Genomic DNA, 18,246 nt, shown 5'->3' with positions numbered 1-18,246 from the left:
ACTACGTGCAAATTTATATCATAAATCAAAAACAAAGAAGTGTTTTTGGTATTTTTTTCTAAAAAAATCAGAGTCGTGCATCAACTATATCCAGTGGATAAATTCCTTTTACGTCGTAAATCACTCCCTTTTCTTTTGCTAAAGAGCGAATATCCAATGAGATAAATTCCTTATGAGCAACAGCAGCTATTACAGCATCAAACTTTTCATCCGGCAAACCGGAGGCAATCCTAATTCCATATTCACGTTCTACATCGGCTGGCGAGGCAATGGGGTCGTAAACAGCAACATCAATATCAAAGCGCTGAAGTTCGTGCACCACATCAATCACCTTCGTATTGCGCACATCCGGACAATTCTCTTTAAAGGTGAATCCCAGAATCAGCACCCGGCTATTTTTTATAAGAATCTCCTTTTTAATCATGCATCTTACCACTTCCTGAGCCACATACTCTCCCATTCCATCGTTCATTCTTCTGCCCGAAAGGATAATCTCCGGACGAAAGCCGTATTCTTTGGCACGCTGAGCCAGATAATAAGGGTCGACACCAATGCAATGTCCGCCCACCAGTCCCGGATAGAATGGAAGAAAATTCCATTTGGTAGCAGCCGCCTGCAACACGCTTCGGGTATCTATGCCCATGCGATTGAATATCTTAGCCAGCTCATTGATGAAGGCGATATTGATATCCCGTTGCGAGTTTTCTATGATTTTTGCTGCCTCGGCTACTCGTATGGACGGAGCCAGATAGGTTCCGGCTTTTATCACCGAACTGTAAAGTTCGTCAACCTGTTGGGCTGCCTCGGGAGTAGAACCGGAAGTAATCTTCAAAATCATTTCCACCGTATGAAGCTTGTCGCCCGGATTGATGCGTTCGGGAGAATAGCCTGCAAAGAAATCCTTGTTGAATGTCAATCCTGAGATCTTCTCCACAATAGGAATACACACATCTTCTGTGATTCCCGGAGAGACAGTCGACTCATAAATTACAATGTCGTTGCAACCAATCACCTTCCCCACCGTTTCGCTGGCAGAGAGCAGCGGTTGCAGGTTGGGGCGATTACTTTTGTCAACTGGTGTGGGAACTGTAATAATATAGCAATTACACTGGCGAAGATAGTCAGCATCGGAAGTGCAAAACAATCCTTGTTTTTCAGAAGGGCGCTCAGTCAGTACAGACTGCAGCAACTCATCAGCAACCTCCATGGTGGAGTCTTTTCCGCTATTGAGTTCCTCTATGCGATGCATATTAATATCGAAACCAATAACCGGATATTTTGTTGCGAAAAGACGAGCTAACGGCAAACCCACGTAACCAAGTCCGATAACTGCTATTTTAGTATTCTTCATAAGACAAATGTAACGATTTAAATTTTAAAAAACATTGATTAGATAACGCAAAAGAAAAAAACTTAGTATGTTTGCAGAAGAAAATGAATACAAGACATGGCTAAAAAAAAGAAAAAGAATCAACAGAATAATATATTCAGAACCCTGCTATTGATCATTGCTATTTCAGTGATCTCGGTTATTGTTTACGAACATTTCCGTTCGCCGATACTACATGCGGCAAACGAGATGAAGGATAAGACCGAAGTGATTATGAATTCCGAAAACTCGGAAATTACGGGAGAACTGGAACTTACGGTACTTACCACTCCCCGCCCCGAACAGGTTATTACACATGCCGGTTACACGGTATCTTACAATCCGGAATGGCGGATACCCAACTGGGTATCTTATGAGCTTACAAGAAATGAAACGGAAGGAGATCTTGAACGCTCGGACAAATTTACAGAGGATCCAGAGGTCAAGACCGATGGCCCGACCGGATATGACTATAAACGTTCCGGATACGACCGCGGACATATGGCTCCTGCTGCTGATATGAAATGGAACTCCACTGCAATGAAGGAGTGCTTTTATTACAGCAACATGTGTCCCCAGAAACATTCCCTGAATGCCGGCAAATGGAAAGAGTTGGAAGAGGATATTCGTAACTGGGCAAGGAAAGACAGTGCCATTGTTATTGTTTGCGGCCCGATTGTAGAAAAAGGATATCAAACAATTGGCAACGGACGGGTGGCTGTGCCGCAACGATTCTTTAAGGTTATCCTGTCTCCATTTCTAAAATCGCCCAAAGCTATTGCCTTTATCATGAACAATGGGAACGAAAAGATGCCTTTGAGCCAATATGCGGTTACGGTAGACAGCGTTGAGAAGATCACCGGAATGGATTTCTTTTCGGCTTTACCGGATGATTTGGAAGAAAGGATTGAAAGCAGCTGCTACACTTCGAACTGGGGGTTATAAAAATTATTGTTTGTTTAATTACCCAACATTACATTCAAGGTTTTTATAATTCGAATAAAGAAGAGCTGTATAAACATCTTATTTATAATTTAGAAATTCAATATACCCATTCTTATCTACCATAAACTTAGAATAATACAATGCTTCTCTGTTTTCATCATTAAGATTCAATTCATTAAGTAACTCTGCTGGCAAGTCATAATTTGCTTCACCAAATTTAACTTGGGTAAAATATTTACCACATGTAAAATATGATTTTATATTAAGAGCAGTGTCTATTCCCGCACATTTCATTGAGAGTGATATTATTGAGCAAAGTTTATTATTTCTAATGTTATATAATAACAGGGATTTTAAAAATCTATTCCTATGAAAATTGTCTGGTTCTTGTTCTAAAATAACAAGACTTTGAACGCCAGGTTGCAAATTTAATTTTCCACAAAAATACAATTCAGATCTGCGATACGTCGTATCAATTCCGGTTCCCATATACTCATCTCCCGCAAGATTCTTGTAATACTCTTCCGAACTTGCAATATACTCTTTCATGAAATAGTAATAGATCTCTTTATTGAGCTTTTTCAAGTTTATTTTTTTAGAGATCAAGCTAGCATCATAAAGATCATAATCTATTGTATCAGACAACACAGAGGTATTAAAAGGAATTGTTGAAGGCGTTGAATAGTTTTTAAAATACACACTACTATCTTGATATATCATATAGTAATAATTTGATGATTTATTACAGCCAACGCAGCAGAATATTAGCAGAATTAAAAATACGTTTTTTACCATAGATTTATTTTTTATGAATCAGAAAAGAATCCCTGTCAATATCGAAAATGATAAGGAAGGCAACAAAATAGTTTTTTACTATATTTCCTTGCTTGACAAATATAAACATATTATCAGAATAGTTCCATTATTCAAAGAAAATATTATACTACTCAAATTTATTAAGACTGCTTGAGTATACCGTAAAAGATTAATAATTATCTTTGCGCGAAAATTAACCTAGCACTACGCTCAAAATTATGAATTTTAAAAAACGGAATAAATGGGCCATCGCTGCAATCATCGCTGGCGCAATACTTTTCTTCGCAGGAATATTCCTCTATTTCAATCTATTTGCTTCTGAATTTCAAACCGATAAGAAAGCATATGTGTATGTAGATCGTGACGATACTCAGGATTCGATTATTGTCAAAGTTGAACAAGCCGGGATGCCGCGCGGCATGAAAGTGTTCCGCTGGTTGATGAATAACATCGGCGATGCGAAAACTATTCATACCGGACGATACATCATAAATCCGGGAGATGGTAATTACCCTGTTTTCCGTCGTATATCAAAAGGTCAGCAATCTCCTCTTAATTTTGCAATAAACGATATCCGGACAGCCGGACAACTGGCAAAGAAAATCGGCAATCAACTAATGATTGATTCCTCCGAAGTGGCAGTTAGCTTGAACGACTCAGTATTTTGTGCTGATCTCGGATTTAATAAAGAGACCATCGTATGTCTTTTTATTCCAAACACCTATGAGCTTTACTGGAACATCTCCACTGCCGATCTTTTTAAAAGAATGAAAAAGGAGTATAATCTGTTTTGGGATGAAGAAAGACTGAACAAAGCAAAATCAATTGGATTTACTCCATCTGAAGTATGCACAATTGCATCGATTGTAGAGGAGGAAACAAACAACGAAGCCGAAAAACCAATGGTAGCAGGTCTTTATATCAACCGCCTACACAAAGGAATGAAACTTCAGGCAGACCCGACAGTTAAGTTTGCAGTTCAGGATTTTACCATTAAACGTGTAACAGGAGCTTATCTTCGTTCGGATTCTCCATACAATACTTATAAATTTCTGGGATTGCCTCCCGGTCCCATCCGCATACCTTCCATAAAAGGTGTCGATGCCGTACTAAACTATACACATCACAATTATATTTATATGTGTGCGAAAGAAGATTTTTCGGGGACACACAATTTTGCCGCAACCTGGGAAGAGCATCAGGTAAACGCAAAAAAATATCAGGATGAGTTAAACAAGAGGAAGATTTTCTAACTATTTGCTATCCTTATAGTTCATATTTGTGTATCTTTGAAGTCGATTAACACCTAAAACAATCACTTTTAAGATACACAAATATGAGCAAACATCTCTTATTAGGCGATGAAGCCTTAGCTCAAGCAGCTATCGACGCCGGACTCTCCGGCGTTTATGCCTATCCGGGCACCCCTTCAACTGAAATCACAGAATATATTCAGCAATCCCCTCTGGCAAAAGAGAGAAACATCCACAGCCGTTGGAGTACAAACGAGAAAACAGCGATGGAATCTGCCTTGGGTATGTCGTTTGCTGGCAAACGTGCTCTTGTATGCATGAAGCATGTGGGAATGAATGTTGCAGCAGACTGTTTTATCAACTCGGCCATGACCGGCGTAAAAGGCGGATTAATTGTTGTGGCTGCCGACGACCCCAGTATGCACTCTTCACAGAATGAACAAGACAGCCGTTTCTATGGTGATTTTGCACTGATTCCAATGTTCGAACCTTCTAATCAACAGGAAGCCTATGACATGGTTTACAACGGATTCGAATTCTCTGAAAAGATTGGCGAACCGGTTCTTATGAGAATGGTTACCCGCCTTGCACACTCCCGTTCAGGGGTTGAAAACAAACCGTTGAAGCCACAGAACGAAATGTCATTCAGTGACGACCCTCGTCAGTTTATCCTTCTTCCGGGTATTGCCCGCCGTAGATACAAAGGGTTGATTGCAAAGCAGGAGGAATTTGTAAAGGCATCCGAAGAATCTCCATACAACCAATACATTGATGGTCCTAACAAGAAGCTGGGAATCGTAGCTTGCGGCATCGGATTCAACTACCTGATGGAAAACTATCCGGAAGGATGCGAATATCCGGTAGTAAAAATCGGTCAGTATCCTCTTCCTAAGAAACAACTTTCAAAACTGATTGCCGAATGTGACGAAATCCTAGTATTGGAAGACGGACAGCCATTCGTAGAAAATATGCTGAAAGGCTATCTGGGCGTTGGCATAAAGGTGAAAGGCCGCATGGACGGAACACTTTCACGCGACGGAGAGCTGAATCCAGACAACGTTGCAAAAGCGGTAGGAAAAGAAAATAAATCTATCTTCAGCACTCCTTCAATTGTTGAAATGCGCCCACCTGCCCTGTGCGAAGGATGCGGTCACCGCGATATGTACACTGCACTGACCGAAGTTCTTAAAAACGAATATCCTTCTTATAAAGTATTCAGTGATATCGGCTGTTATACACTGGGAGCCGGTGCACCATTCAATGCCATTGATTCCTGTGTGGATATGGGGGCGTCAATCACCATGGCAAAGGGTGCCGCCGATGCCGGACTATTCCCCTCTGTCGCTGTTATTGGTGATTCAACCTTTACTCACTCAGGGATGACTGGGCTTCTGGACTGTGTAAACGAGAATTCAAATGTTACTATTGTAATCTCAGATAATGAAACAACAGCCATGACGGGTGGTCAGGACTCGGCCGGAACCGGAAAGATTGAAGCCATCTGCTTAGGGCTTGGGGTTGAGCCGGCTCATATCCGTGTGATGGTTCCTCTGAAGAAAAACTATGAGGAGATGAAACAGATTATCCGTGAAGAAGTGGAATACAATGGGGTTTCTGTAATTATCCCACGCAGAGAGTGTATACAAACATTATCAAGAAAGAAAAGAAGTAGCAAATAGTATGAAAAAAGACATTATATTATCAGGTGTAGGCGGTCAGGGGATTCTCTCCATCGCCACCGTTATCGGTGAAGCTGCTCTGAAAGAAGGGCTCTATATGAAACAAGCAGAAGTGCACGGAATGAGCCAGAGAGGCGGAGATGTGCAGTCAAACCTTCGCATCAGCGACAAACCCATTGCTTCCGATCTAATACCAGCAGGAAAATGCGACCTGATCATCTCTCTGGAGCCAATGGAAAGTTTACGTTACCTGCCCTACCTCAGCGAAGAGGGATGGTTGGTAACCAACGAAACTCCGTTTATCAACATCCCGAACTATCCGGCAGAAGCTGACGTTATGAACGAAATCAATAAGCTTCCACGTAAAATCGTTCTCAATGTGGATAAGGTTGCCAAGGAATTGGGTTCAACACGTGTGGCCAACATTGTGCTGCTTGGTGCAACAATCCCGTTCTTGGGCATTGAATACAGCAAGATTCAGGAAAGCATCCGCGATATTTTTGCACGTAAGGGTGAAGCTATCGTCGAACTGAATCTGAAGGCTTTAGCTGCCGGAAAAGAGATTGCCGAAAAAATGATGTAGAATCACAAACACACTTATAGATTTCAAAAAACAAGAGTTACTATGAATCAATATTGGGAAGAAGAAATAGAAACGATGAGCCGGGAGAAGCTGAACGAACTTCAGCTTCAAAGGCTCAGAAAAACAGTTAAAATCGCTTCCAACGCACCTTACTATAAAAAGGTATTCGCTGAACACGGCATTAACGAAGACACAATTCAATCGCTGGACGATATAAAAAAGATTCCTTTCACCACCAAAAAAGATATGCGGGCCAATTACCCTTTCGGACTTATGGCAGGTGAAATGAAAGATGCAGTCCGGGTTCATTCTTCAAGTGGAACTACAGGTAATCCAACCGTCATTGTACACTCCCAGCACGATCTTGATTCATGGGCGAATCTTGTTGCCCGCTGCCTCTATATGGTTGGTCTGAGAAACACAGATGTTTTCCAGAACAGCTCGGGTTATGGAATGTTTACCGGAGGACTCGGGTTTCAGTACGGAGCAGAAAGACTTGGTGCGCTCACTGTTCCTGCAGCAGCAGGAAACAGTAAGCGTCAAATCAAGTTTATCACCGATTTCGGAACAACAGCTCTTCACGCCATCCCCAGTTATGCCATCCGTCTGGCAGAGGTGTTTCACGAAGAGGGCATCGACCCAAAAAGTACAAAGCTGAAAACACTTGTGATTGGTGCGGAACCGCATACTGACGAACAACGTAGGAAGATAGAGAAACTGCTTGGCGTTAAGGCTTACAACAGTTTCGGAATGACAGAGATGAACGGTCCCGGAGTAGCCTTTGAATGCCAGGAACAGAACGGGATGCACTTCTGGGAAGATTGCTACCTGGTTGAAATCATCAACCCAGAAACCGGAGAACATGTTCAGGAAGGAGAAATTGGTGAACTGGTGCTTACTACCCTCGACCGCGAACAGATGCCGCTTATCCGCTACCGGACACGGGACCTGACGCGTATATTGCCCGGTAAATGTTCATGCGGACGCACCCATGTGCGAATTGACCGGATCAAGGGCAGAAGCGATGACATGTTTATCATCAAAGGGGTAAACATTTTCCCCATGCAAATAGAAAAAATACTGGTACAATTTACTCAGCTAGGCAGTAATTACCTGATTACACTCGAAACCAAGAACAATCAGGATGAGATGATTGTTGAAGTAGAATTAAGCGATCTTTCTACCGACAACTATATTGAATTGCAAAGTCTGGCAAAGGAAATCACCCGTCAACTGAAAGATGAGATATTGGTGACTCCAAAATTGAAGTTAGTTAATAAAGGCACATTGCCGCAAAGTGAAGGTAAAGCTGTTCGGGTAAAAGATCTGCGGGATAATAAATAACCAATGATAATCAAAGAACGCCGAGCATGAAACTATTAAAAGAGCGAATACTTCAAGATGGGAAATGCTACGAAGGGGGGATTTTAAAGGTAGACAGCTTTATAAACCACCAAATGGACCCTTGGCTGATGAAAGCCATTGGAATTGAATTTATACGCAGGTTTGCCACAACCAACGTCAATAAGATCATAACAATCGAGGCAAGCGGAATTGCTCCGGCAATTATGACTGGATATTTAATGGACTTACCGGTAGTCTTTGCCAAGAAAAAGCCTCCTTGCACAATGAAAAATTATCTGTCAACAACCGTTCATTCCTTTACAAAAGACAGGGAGTACGAAATGGTCATTAGTCCTGAATTTATCACTCCAGACGATAACGTCCTTTTTATTGACGATTTCCTGGCTTACGGCAATACAGCAATGGGAATCCTTGATTTAGTGGAACAGGCAGGAGCGAATCTTGTTGGAATGGGATTTATCATTGAGAAAGAGTTTCAGAACGGAAGAATTCTGCTTGAATCTAAAGGAGTCAAAGTTGAGTCGCTTGCTATAATAGAGAGTATATCAAACAGGTTGATTAAGATTAAAGAATAGTTTATTAACCTCAAACCCCAATATAGACGAGAGAGATTAATTATCTCCCTCGTTTTTTTTAAGCTATAATTCGATATGATTAAGAAGAGTCATCGATATTCTTTTATGCTTGTACAACCAGATTAAAACTCAAACGTAATTTATCTAATGTACTACTATTCTTTAAAGTAATTGGTTATTGCTGTAGAAAAGGAAAGCGGGGATGATCTTATCAATCATCCCCGCTTCTATAGGAAGCCACATCAGTGATGCGATGAAACTCCGTATGACATGATTTGAGTGCCCGTCCTCTTTGTAATCCACCTGGCATTACGCCACCCGAAGGTTGTGGCCCGCCATCAAGTCCGAAGCTTGTCTCGGTTTTCAGATTAATTTGATGAGTTTCCCAATCAAACCAATGTGGCTAAACTTTCTCTATGCAAATATACTACATTTACAATAAAGAAACAAACAAAAACTAATAAATGTTTAGAGGGGGTAATAAATAGTCTCTCTTAAAAAAGAAATGCTGCCACCTTTTCGGGTAGCAGCATTCAATAAATTCTTTAACCTGTAATTATGCAGCTTTAGCTTTTGCAACCACAGCTTTGAAAGCTTCTGGGTGGTTCATCGCTAAATCAGCTAAGACTTTACGGTTTATTTCAATACCAGCTTTGTGTAAAGCGCCCATCAACTTAGAATAAGACATTCCTTCGAGACGAGCTGCAGCGTTGATACGCTGAATCCAAAGAGCACGGAAATTTCTTTTCTTGTTTTTACGGTCGCGGTATGCATAAGTTAACCCTTTTTCCCAGGTGTTCTTAGCAACGGTCCATACATTTTTTCTTGCACCAAAATAACCTTTGGTCAGGTTCAAAATTTTCTTTCTTCTTGCTTTTGAAGCAACATGATTTACTGATCTTGGCATAGTTTTAATCTTTTTGAATGTTAGCGCCGCAACTTCACGTAGCGAACTTGAAGCTAATGCATTCGGTTAATACTAAATAATACGATTGTACGCTTTTGATTACTTCATAGCTAAAAGAGCCTTAACCTGGCCTACATTTGTTGCATCAACAGTTGTAGAGTAGCACAAGTTTCTTTTTCTCTTTTTGCTCTTTTTAGTCAGAATGTGACTGTGGAAAGCGTGCTTTCTTTTGATTTTACCTGTTCCGGTAAGGGTAAACCTTTTTTTAGAACCGGAGTTAGTCTTCATCTTTGGCATCTTAATTATTTTTTAATTATTAATATAATGGTAACGCACTATACCTGCGCGCTATACATTTCAACATTTCTATTATTCTGCATTTTCCGTTGCATCAGAAGATTTATCTTCTTCGGCTTTTGGTTTTACAGGCTTCGGAGCATTGTTAACAGGCTTCTTTAAAACCTCTTTTTTCTTTGGCGACAAGAAGATAGTCATTCTCTTTCCTTCCAGTACGGGCATCTGCTCTACTTTTGCAAAGTCTTCCAAATCATTGGCAAAGCGCAGCAGTAATACTTCTCCCTGCTCTTTGAAAAGGATTGAACGTCCTTTAAAGAAAACATAAGCCTTAACTTTATCCCCATCTTCCAAGAAGCCTTTAGCATGTTTCAACTTAAAGTTGTAATCATGATCATCGGTTTGAGGTCCGAAACGTATTTCTTTTACGTTCACCTTCACCTGCTTAGCTTTTTGCTCCTTCTGACGTTTTTTTAACTGATAAAGAAACTTTGAATAATCGATAATCCTACAAACAGGCGGAACAGCATTAGGTGAAATTTCTACAAGATCCAGGTCCTTCTCTTCAGCCATTTTTAAGGCTTGAAAGATTGGATAAACCTTTGATTCTACATTTTCATCCCCTACGATGCGTACTTCCTTGGCGCGAATCTGTTCATTGATTCGATGTTGCCCTTTTAAACCTTCGTTCTTCATTCAATAACTTTTAGTTCCTGTTTGTTTTTTTCTATTATTTTTAGTTAGCGGTTGCAAAGTTACCACTTATTTATCATATTTTGAACTTCTTCAGTCAAAATATTCGCAAATTCTTCAAATTTCATGGTTCCTTTATCACCTTCACCTTGTTTTCTAACTGCAACCTCACCATTTTCAGCCTCTTTTTCACCGACAACAAGCATATACGGGATACGTTTCATCTCATTATCACGGATCTTACGACCTATTTTTTCATTTCTATCGTCAACAATTGCGCGAATATCTTGCATATCGAGATACTGCTTCACTTTTTCTGCATAATCATTGAATTTTTCGCTGATCGGAAGAATAGCAACTTGATCAGGAGTAAGCCACAATGGGAATTTTCCACCTGTATGTTCTATTAGTACAGCAACGAAACGTTCCATTGAACCGAAAGGTGCACGGTGAATCATAACCGGACGATGTTTCTGGTTATCTGCACCGGTATATTCAAGGTTGAATCTTTCGGGCAGGTTATAGTCAACCTGAATTGTTCCAAGCTGCCATTTACGACCAATAGCATCACGAACCATAAAATCGAGTTTTGGTCCATAGAAAGCTGCTTCACCCAATTCCACTTTTGCTTTCAGGCCTTTTTCTTCACAAGCTTCAATAATTGCTCTTTCAGAACGTTCCCAGTTATCATCGCTTCCGATATATTTTTCACGGTTCTCTGGATCGCGAAGAGAGATTTGAGCTTCAAAGTTCTCAAAGTTAAGCGCTTTGAATATGATGAAAATAATATCCATCACCTTTAAGAATTCATCTTTAACTTGATCCGGACGGCAGAAAATATGAGCATCATCCTGGGTAAAGCTTCTTACACGTGTTAGCCCGTGCAGCTCGCCACTCTGTTCGTAACGATAAACAGTACCAAACTCTGCAAATCTCAAAGGAAGATCTTTGTAAGAACGTGGTTGCCATTTGTATATTTCACAGTGGTGAGGACAGTTCATCGGTTTCAACAGATATTCTTCCCCTTCTTCAGGTGTATTAATTGGTTGGAATGAATCTTTTCCGTACTTAGCGTAGTGACCAGAAGTAACATACAAGTGTTTGTTACCAATATGCGGAGTCATTACCTGTTGGTATCCGAAACGACGTTGAATTTTCTTTAGGAAATCTTCAAGACGAAGACGTAGTGCAGTACCTTTCGGCAACCACATCGGAAGCCCCTTCCCTACCATTTCAGAGAACATGAAAAGTTCCATTTCTTTTCCAATTTTGCGGTGATCTCGCTTCTTTGCCTCTTCAAGCATTGCCATATATTCATCCAGCAATTTCTTTTTGGGGAAAGTAATACCGTAGATACGAGTCAGCATCTTCTGGTCTTCACGTCCTCTCCAGTATGCACCGGCTACAGATGTCAGCTTAATTGCTTTGATACCTCCGGTATTCATCAAGTGAGGTCCACGACAAAGGTCGGTGAAAGCTCCTTGTGTATAAGTAGTGATGGTTCCATCTTCCAACTCCGAGATAAGCTCACATTTATATGTCTCACCTCTTTCGCCAAACATCTTCAAGGCATCCTCTTTTGCAATCTCAGTTCTTACAACAGCTTCTTTTTTAGCTACAAGTTCGGCCATCTTTGCTTCAATGGCAGGAAGATCACTTTCTTTAATTACAGCTTCTCCCGGATCAACATCATAATAGAATCCGTTTTCGATTGCAGGACCAATACCGAACTGTATACCTGGATATAGTTCCTGAAGTGCTTCAGCCAATAAGTGGGCACTTGTGTGCCAGAATGCATGCTTTCCTTCTGCATCATCCCACTTATAAAGAACTACGGATGCATCTGTATTTATTGGGCGAGTTAAATCATATGTTTCACCATTTACACCGCAGGCAACAACATCCTGCGCCAATCGGCTACTAATACTTTCTGCAATTTGCAGACCATTTACTCCTTCATTATATTCACGAACGGAGCCATCTGGAAATGTTATCTTTATCATAATGGTTTGTTTATTTTCATTTTAGACTTACAAAAGTAGCTATTTCTTTTAAAAAACACCTGTTTTCAAAAAAAATATTAGTGTTTTTGTTCTGTAAAGCGCTTTATGACATTATAAGCAGACACAATACCCAATTCGCCTGCCTTGCTTAAATCTAAAATGCCTTCCTTACTACGCCCGGAGAAAATATTAGTTAATCCCCTGTTATAATATGCCTCTGCAAAATTAGGATCCAGAGAAATTGCTTTGTTATAATCTTCTATAGCTGAAGCATAATCTTTAAGAATACAATTAACGTTAGCGCGGTTGTAATAAGCATATACAAAATCAGGAGCAAGTTGAATCACCTTGTCCAAATCAGATTTCACAAGGTTATAGTCGGCCATTCTTACGTCCACTTTCTTCAATGCTAAGCCTTCTTTGGTTTCATTCTGTTCTTGCGACTTTTCAAATTCAAGCTGTTTACATTGAATTAGCGAGCGGTTGAAATATGCAGGAAAAAATGATTCGTTGTTTTGAATCGCCTGTGTCAGATCAGAAATTGCGCCCGCAAAATCTTGTACCATATAGTAATCCAATGATCGAGCAAAGTATTTCTTCGCATCTTTAGGGTGTTTTGATATTTCTGACGTTCGTTCATTAATAGAGGCAAAATGAGTCTTAATCTGCATCTCATCAAGCGGGGCTTCCATATTTGTAATTATCAACCTTTTAGGCATTGACCCCGAATTGCTCAAATCATCAATATACTTGTGATATTTCAGATTACGTTTAATTTCACTTACTTTTTCATAATATGTTAAGGCAAACATCGGCTCAAGCTTTATCTCAACATTTCGATCCTGCACTTTTCCACGATATTCATTTTTATATTTTGGTTCTGATTCCGTATCATCTGCAACAACAATTTTGCTGTAATTTTCCATATCCTTATCAGACTTCTTACGGGTTTTGTCAGATTTAACGTTCTTTTTACCTTTCGAACCATATTTCTTGTCCAACTGTGCTTTCAGCACTTTAAATTCGTCCATATCTGCCCCTTTAGTATCTCCAATCTTCCGTTTGGCAATAGCTCGGTTATAATATCCGGCAAGAAATTCAGGATATTCTTTTATCACGGTGGAATAATCTTTAATTGCTCCTCGATAATCTCCCGTCTGATTACGCAGAATTCCACGGTTAAAAATTGCCATCATATTGTCAGGCTCCATTTTAATCACAAAGTCAAAGTCATCAATAGCCCTGTTATCATCTCCCAGCTGTGCCCGCAAAAGTCCGCGGTTATAGTGGCCTATAAAATTATTCGGGTCTATATCGAGTGCGGCATCATAATCATCCATTGCCCCTCGTAGGTTTGTTTGATGAAAACGAGACAAAGCCCTGTTAATATAATCTCCGGCGTTTCTGTTCTTTAGATGAATAGCCTGATCATAATCTGCTTCAGCATCTTTATATTTACCTTGTTGAAGCTTTATTGCGGCGCGTGACGACCAGATACCGGAATCATACTTATCAATATTAAGAGCCAGGTCATAATTCTTCATAGCCCGGACTGTATCCTTCTGCTTTAATGCAACATCGGCCTTCATCAAATAAGCCTGAGTATATTGAGGTGAAAGATTTAAAATTGTTGATAGGTCTTTATCGGCTTCATCATAATCGCCTTTCGATATTTTACAGAGTGCCAGATTATGTAAGGCACCGATATTTTCGGGGTCATAACTCAGCATCTTGGTATAGTCTTCGATCGCACCTTCATATTTTCCTTGTTTAATACGTGCTAATCCTCTGACTTGATAAGTATCAGACACAAACGGATTCCGATCAATTGACAGGGAGCAATCAGCTTCGGCCCCCTGATAATCATCAAGGTTCAATTTAGCTAGTGCTCTGAAAAAATAGGGCTCATACAAGTAAGGTTTAGCGCTTGCTACCTGATTGAAGTACTGAATTGAAAGAACGTATTCTTCAAAATATAATGCATTACGACCATTTGCCATTACACGATCAGTATTTATTTGCGCACATACGGCTGCTGGTAATAACAAAAGGCTTATTATAATTTTCTTTATCATTTATATATTCATCTAAGGAAGAAGCAAAATTAATGATTTCGGATGAAGAAACAACCTATATAACTTTTTTTTAAAAATTCAAGGAGTATTTTCATTTATGCTAACAGTATATTCTGAAAAACAGCAGGAAGAAACCCCAAAACAGATTTCTCTCGAAATTATTCTAGAAAATCATCTCTGAAGCGGATTTATATAAAAAAACGCACTTCTTATTTTTCAATAAAAAAGTGCGTCTTTAACTAAAAATCGATTTTAAATATTCAGAGTTACTTAATCGTTTTCACTTTGTATGAGCACCTGGCCTTGCCTTTTAACATTGCATTCAATTTACCTTTAATCATCTGTTTACGCAATGGAGAGAGGTTATCAATAAATAGCCGACCTTCCAGGTGTTCAAATTCGTGCTGCATTACGCGAGCAAGGTATCCTTCTACATATTCATCGTGTTCAACAAAATTCTCATCCATGTACTTTACATGAATTTTGCTCATTCTGTTTACAGGTTCATGTATTCCCGGAAGACTAAGACATCCTTCTTCCATTGAAACCACTTCACCTTCTGTTTCGATAATGTGAGCGTTTATATATGCTTTCCGGAAATCTTTGTATTCTGGTTTCTCTTCTGAAAGAATGTCCAGGTCAATTACTACCACTCGAATAGAAAGCCCAATTTGCGGAGCTGCAAGTCCTACACCGTCTGCCCTTTCCATTGTAGCGAACATATTTTCAATCAGCTCTTTTAAGTTGGGGTAATCAGGAGTAATATCCTCTGCCACTTTCCTTAAAACAGGCTGTCCATATACATAAATAGGTAAAATCATTATTTTAAAATATTATATTTACTAATAGATTTCTATTAATTGATTATCTTCTGCTCTCCAGATACGATTGCAATATAATTGTTGCACTGATTTCGTCAACCAGTTCTTTGTTCTGCCTATCCTTTTTCTTCAGTCCAGCCTCTAACATTGTGCGATGAGCTAAAACGGAAGTGAAGCGTTCATCGACATACTCCACCGGAATATTTGGAAGTATCTTCTTCAAGCGTTGAACAAAAGGCTTAATATATTTCATGCTTTCAGATAATTCATTATTCATCTGTTTGGGAAGGCCTATCAGAATCAAATCAACCGGTTCTTTTGCAACATATTGCTGCAAGAACTCAGGTAACTTATGACTTGGGACAGTTGCCAAACCATTCGCTATTATTTGCAAAACATCCGTTATAGCAACGCCTGTCCGCTTTCTTCCATAATCAAGTGCTAAAATTCTTCCCATAATTCAGTATGCAAAAATACAACATTAATTATTTATTGTAAACCATACCTAAACAAAAAACAATAAAAAGTGTTTTAATTATGAATATAAGTTGTAAGAATTAAGAGTTTCTCTTAGAAACTGGAACAATACACCTTCGAGGTAGATATGGAAATTAAAAAACGATGAAACAGACACCTTTACGTGCCTACCTTAAATTTAGTACAAAATGAACAAGTTATTATTATTATTTTTCGCAGCATTGGCAACTCTCACCTGCGCTGCCCAGGAAAAGGAAAAAGCCATGAAACAATATAATTTCTGGGACAATTGGTTTATACAAGGACAGCTAGGTACATCTTACTCTTTCTGTGAGAATCATAGAGAAGCTTCTATGTTTAAAATTCTCTCTCCTCATGCTGCATTATCAATTGGAAAAAACTTCACTCCTTTTGCCGGAATAAGAATGCAGGTAAACGGCTGGCAATCGAATACAGAACGCTACGACAATATTTACCACGTTAATTATTTAGCTGGAAACATTGATGGTCTGTTTAATTTGACTAATATATTCATGAATTACAAAGAAAACAGATTTTTCAATTTTATTGGTATTCTTGGACTAGGCTGCGTTCACACCTATAAAGATCTTAACCATAATGTAGGAAGGGCAAATTACTTTGCACCAAGAGTTGGATTCCAAGGAGATTTCAGATTAAATAAGGCATTCAGTCTGAATATTGAAATCAATGGAAATTTGCTTGATGACAACTTTAACGGTTGGAGAGAAAACAGCAAATACGATGGATATATTAACGTTTTGGCCGGAATAACTTACCGATTCAATAAAAGAGGATTTGAGCTCGTTGAGGTGATTGACCCATCTCTGGTAAAATCACTCAATGATGAAATAAACAGGCAGCGGGAAGAGATTAACAGGCAAAAGGTGTTAATTGCAGAATACAAGGATTGTTGCGAAAAGAACAAGAAGGCAGCAGAACCTGTAATCAAAGAGGTACCTGTTGATAAAGAAATTCCGTGGAGTGCTATCATCTACTTCCGGCTTGATAAGTCTGTTATCGACCCCGGACAGGAAATCAATTTGTATAATGTAGCACAATACCTAAAAAACAACCCTGAAGCACATGTTACCATCCTTAGTCACTGCGATGCAAAAACGGGAAATCCGGCATACAACCAGAAACTGTCAGAAAGGCGCTCGGCTGCTGTAGCGAAAGCCTTAACAACAAAATACGGAATATCTCCAGAGCGGTTTAACATTATAAACAATGGAGACAGAGTGCAACCGTATCCTAACAAAAATGCCTGGAACCGAATAGTGATTTTCCGAACCAAATAAATATAAGCAAAACACGAAGTGGGTACATCTGAGAATGATTGTACCCACTTTTTTTATAAAAAACCGCTTTAAGAGTACAACAAAAACAAATTAATAGTACATTTGCTAGCAAAGGAAGATTGCCAGAGTGAACGATCGGGGCGGACTCGAAATCCGCTGTACGGTTTATCCGTACCGGGGGTTTGAATCCCTCATCTTCCGCAAATAATAAAAACAGAGACCTAAATAAGTCTCTGTTTTTTTATATTTATAACCAGTTCCATAACCATTATATGTACTGTTATGCTTGAGATAATCAATATCATAATAGAAATTTCGCCAAGACTAGGCATTTTTATCAATATTATGATATAAATACCATTTCACAATTATTAAAATTGAATTACTTCTATATATACTACCACATGTTTTTGAGATATTCCTACCAGCTCATTTCTTAAGATAAAGTAGATTTTTGAACTTTTTAGAAAGAACTACACATAACGCATTATAAACACAAAAGGCAGAAACTTCACAGCTTCTGCCTTTAACATAGAAATAATCTATGCTATAAAAGATTTATCAAAATACTCTACGTAAAATCCAAGCTCCTTGAAAATCTTTGCGACTTGGATATTTTGCCTTGAAAGCGTTCTTAGCTGATACAGCAGAAGAATAATCATCGAATGTACTGATAATAACACGATACATGTTAGTATCAGGGTTCAAAGCAATAACAGAATTATATCCAGCTTTTACCATATCTTCTTGCAGAGCTTCTGCATTGGCTTTCGTCTGAAAGCTTCCGCATACTACGCTATATTCTTTTAATGTACCATTTCCTTGAACAGTCAGTCTTTCTTGACGAACAGCTTCTGTTGAAGATGCCGCCGGTTTCTTTTTCTCCACTAATGGAACATCCGAAACTGGAGCCACCTCTACCGGTTCAGACACTTTAGGCTCGGCAAGCTCTTGTTGTTTTGCCTTTTCATACGCTTTTTTATAGGCACTTTCACCAGATTTACATGAAGTAAATGCAAGTACAACGCATAAACCCATTCCTAATACTGCTAATTTTTTCATAATTTATTCT

General features: G+C 39.2%; 17 protein-coding genes and 1 tRNA gene. 8 read left to right on the top strand and 10 right to left on the bottom strand.

The window, feature by feature from the left end; translation table 11 throughout:
- Nucleotides 1-67 precede the first annotated feature (67 nt).
- Nucleotides 68-1,351 carry a nucleotide sugar dehydrogenase gene (locus ABWU87_RS03075; protein ID WP_353333170.1) on the bottom strand — a complete coding sequence of 428 codons (1,284 nt, stop codon included), beginning with the start codon at nt 1,349-1,351 and terminating at the stop codon, nt 68-70.
- A gap of 96 nt (nt 1,352-1,447) precedes the next feature.
- Between ABWU87_RS03075 and ABWU87_RS03070 the strand changes: the two genes are divergently transcribed.
- Nucleotides 1,448-2,314: a DNA/RNA non-specific endonuclease gene (locus ABWU87_RS03070; RefSeq protein WP_353333168.1), complete on the top strand. Its 867-nt coding sequence runs from the start codon at nt 1,448-1,450 to the stop codon at nt 2,312-2,314.
- A 78-nt stretch (nt 2,315-2,392) separates the two neighbouring features.
- On the opposite strand, the gene ABWU87_RS03065 is transcribed toward ABWU87_RS03070, so the two are convergent.
- Nucleotides 2,393-3,034, bottom strand: coding sequence for a hypothetical protein (locus ABWU87_RS03065; protein WP_353333166.1), 642 nt, complete (start codon nt 3,032-3,034; stop codon nt 2,393-2,395).
- 314 nt (nt 3,035-3,348) lie between these two features.
- Here ABWU87_RS03065 and mltG point away from each other — a divergent pair, with 314 nt between their 5' ends.
- From mltG to xpt, 5 genes are all read left to right on the top strand, one after another.
- Nucleotides 3,349-4,383: an endolytic transglycosylase MltG gene (gene mltG, locus ABWU87_RS03060; protein WP_353333164.1), complete on the top strand. Its 1,035-nt coding sequence runs from the start codon at nt 3,349-3,351 to the stop codon at nt 4,381-4,383.
- 83 nt (nt 4,384-4,466) lie between these two features.
- The gene (locus ABWU87_RS03055; RefSeq protein ID WP_353333162.1) at nt 4,467-6,062 is read left to right on the top strand and encodes a thiamine pyrophosphate-dependent enzyme; all 1,596 of its coding nucleotides are present in this window, start codon (nt 4,467-4,469) and stop codon (nt 6,060-6,062) included.
- A gap of 1 nt (nt 6,063) precedes the next feature.
- Nucleotides 6,064-6,645: an indolepyruvate oxidoreductase subunit beta gene (locus ABWU87_RS03050; protein WP_353333160.1), complete on the top strand. Its 582-nt coding sequence runs from the start codon at nt 6,064-6,066 to the stop codon at nt 6,643-6,645.
- Between the two features lie 42 nt (nt 6,646-6,687).
- Nucleotides 6,688-7,989, top strand: coding sequence for a phenylacetate--CoA ligase (locus tag ABWU87_RS03045; protein WP_353333158.1), 1,302 nt, complete (start codon nt 6,688-6,690; stop codon nt 7,987-7,989).
- Between the two features lie 26 nt (nt 7,990-8,015).
- Complete coding sequence (xpt, locus tag ABWU87_RS03040) at nt 8,016-8,585, top strand: xanthine phosphoribosyltransferase (RefSeq protein ID WP_353333157.1); 570 nt, start codon at nt 8,016-8,018, stop codon at nt 8,583-8,585.
- Nucleotides 8,586-9,141: 556 nt separating this feature from the next.
- On the opposite strand, the gene rplT is transcribed toward xpt, so the two are convergent.
- From rplT to ruvX, 7 genes are all read right to left on the bottom strand, one after another.
- A complete protein-coding gene (gene rplT, locus ABWU87_RS03035; RefSeq protein ID WP_353333155.1) occupies nt 9,142-9,492 on the bottom strand; it encodes a 50S ribosomal protein L20 in 351 nt (116 codons plus the stop codon).
- 99 nt (nt 9,493-9,591) lie between these two features.
- Complete coding sequence (rpmI, locus tag ABWU87_RS03030; protein WP_353333153.1) at nt 9,592-9,789, bottom strand: 50S ribosomal protein L35; 198 nt, start codon at nt 9,787-9,789, stop codon at nt 9,592-9,594.
- 72 nt (nt 9,790-9,861) lie between these two features.
- A complete protein-coding gene (gene infC, locus ABWU87_RS03025; RefSeq protein ID WP_353333151.1) occupies nt 9,862-10,482 on the bottom strand; it encodes a translation initiation factor IF-3 in 621 nt (206 codons plus the stop codon).
- A 59-nt stretch (nt 10,483-10,541) separates the two neighbouring features.
- Nucleotides 10,542-12,482 carry a threonine--tRNA ligase gene (gene thrS / locus ABWU87_RS03020; protein ID WP_353333149.1) on the bottom strand — a complete coding sequence of 647 codons (1,941 nt, stop codon included), beginning with the start codon at nt 12,480-12,482 and terminating at the stop codon, nt 10,542-10,544.
- 77 nt (nt 12,483-12,559) lie between these two features.
- A complete protein-coding gene (locus ABWU87_RS03015; protein WP_353333147.1) occupies nt 12,560-14,557 on the bottom strand; it encodes a tetratricopeptide repeat protein in 1,998 nt (665 codons plus the stop codon).
- A gap of 266 nt (nt 14,558-14,823) precedes the next feature.
- Entirely contained in the window at nt 14,824-15,378 is a 555-nt protein-coding gene (gene def / locus ABWU87_RS03010; RefSeq protein WP_353333145.1) for a peptide deformylase, read from the bottom strand.
- A 43-nt stretch (nt 15,379-15,421) separates the two neighbouring features.
- On the bottom strand, nt 15,422-15,835 hold the full coding sequence (gene ruvX / locus ABWU87_RS03005; RefSeq protein WP_353333143.1) for a Holliday junction resolvase RuvX: 414 nt from the start codon (nt 15,833-15,835) through the stop codon (nt 15,422-15,424).
- A 208-nt stretch (nt 15,836-16,043) separates the two neighbouring features.
- Here ruvX and ABWU87_RS03000 point away from each other — a divergent pair, with 208 nt between their 5' ends.
- The gene (locus tag ABWU87_RS03000) at nt 16,044-17,174 is read left to right on the top strand and encodes an OmpA family protein (protein ID WP_353333141.1); all 1,131 of its coding nucleotides are present in this window, start codon (nt 16,044-16,046) and stop codon (nt 17,172-17,174) included.
- Nucleotides 17,175-17,287: 113 nt separating this feature from the next.
- A tRNA-Ser gene (locus tag ABWU87_RS02995) sits at nt 17,288-17,375 on the top strand.
- Between the two features lie 360 nt (nt 17,376-17,735).
- Here the strand turns inward: ABWU87_RS02995 and ABWU87_RS02990 are convergent.
- Nucleotides 17,736-18,236 carry an SPOR domain-containing protein gene (locus tag ABWU87_RS02990; protein ID WP_353333139.1) on the bottom strand — a complete coding sequence of 167 codons (501 nt, stop codon included), beginning with the start codon at nt 18,234-18,236 and terminating at the stop codon, nt 17,736-17,738.
- Nucleotides 18,237-18,246: the final 10 nt, after the last annotated feature.

Source organism: Bacteroides sedimenti (assembly GCF_040365225.1).
Lineage (GTDB): Bacteria > Bacteroidota > Bacteroidia > Bacteroidales > Bacteroidaceae > Bacteroides > Bacteroides sedimenti.
This window is presented reverse-complemented; position numbering and strand designations above follow the sequence as displayed.

Coding starts and splice junctions, on each gene's coding strand:
- rplT (WP_353333155.1), bottom strand. CDS start 9,492: ATGCCAAGATCAGTAAATCATGTTGCTTCAAAAGCAAGAAGAAAGAAA.
- ABWU87_RS03045 (WP_353333158.1), top strand. CDS start 6,688: ATGAATCAATATTGGGAAGAAGAAATAGAAACGATGAGCCGGGAGAAG.
- ABWU87_RS03000 (WP_353333141.1), top strand. CDS start 16,044: ATGAACAAGTTATTATTATTATTTTTCGCAGCATTGGCAACTCTCACC.
- ABWU87_RS03050 (WP_353333160.1), top strand. CDS start 6,064: ATGAAAAAAGACATTATATTATCAGGTGTAGGCGGTCAGGGGATTCTC.
- ABWU87_RS02990 (WP_353333139.1), bottom strand. CDS start 18,236: ATGAAAAAATTAGCAGTATTAGGAATGGGTTTATGCGTTGTACTTGCA.
- ABWU87_RS03055 (WP_353333162.1), top strand. CDS start 4,467: ATGAGCAAACATCTCTTATTAGGCGATGAAGCCTTAGCTCAAGCAGCT.
- infC (WP_353333151.1), bottom strand. CDS start 10,482: ATGAAGAACGAAGGTTTAAAAGGGCAACATCGAATCAATGAACAGATT.
- ABWU87_RS03065 (WP_353333166.1), bottom strand. CDS start 3,034: ATGATATATCAAGATAGTAGTGTGTATTTTAAAAACTATTCAACGCCT.
- xpt (WP_353333157.1), top strand. CDS start 8,016: ATGAAACTATTAAAAGAGCGAATACTTCAAGATGGGAAATGCTACGAA.
- ABWU87_RS03075 (WP_353333170.1), bottom strand. CDS start 1,351: ATGAAGAATACTAAAATAGCAGTTATCGGACTTGGTTACGTGGGTTTG.
- def (WP_353333145.1), bottom strand. CDS start 15,378: ATGATTTTACCTATTTATGTATATGGACAGCCTGTTTTAAGGAAAGTG.
- ABWU87_RS03070 (WP_353333168.1), top strand. CDS start 1,448: ATGGCTAAAAAAAAGAAAAAGAATCAACAGAATAATATATTCAGAACC.
- rpmI (WP_353333153.1), bottom strand. CDS start 9,789: ATGCCAAAGATGAAGACTAACTCCGGTTCTAAAAAAAGGTTTACCCTT.
- ABWU87_RS03015 (WP_353333147.1), bottom strand. CDS start 14,557: ATGATAAAGAAAATTATAATAAGCCTTTTGTTATTACCAGCAGCCGTA.
- ruvX (WP_353333143.1), bottom strand. CDS start 15,835: ATGGGAAGAATTTTAGCACTTGATTATGGAAGAAAGCGGACAGGCGTT.
- mltG (WP_353333164.1), top strand. CDS start 3,349: ATGAATTTTAAAAAACGGAATAAATGGGCCATCGCTGCAATCATCGCT.
- thrS (WP_353333149.1), bottom strand. CDS start 12,482: ATGATAAAGATAACATTTCCAGATGGCTCCGTTCGTGAATATAATGAA.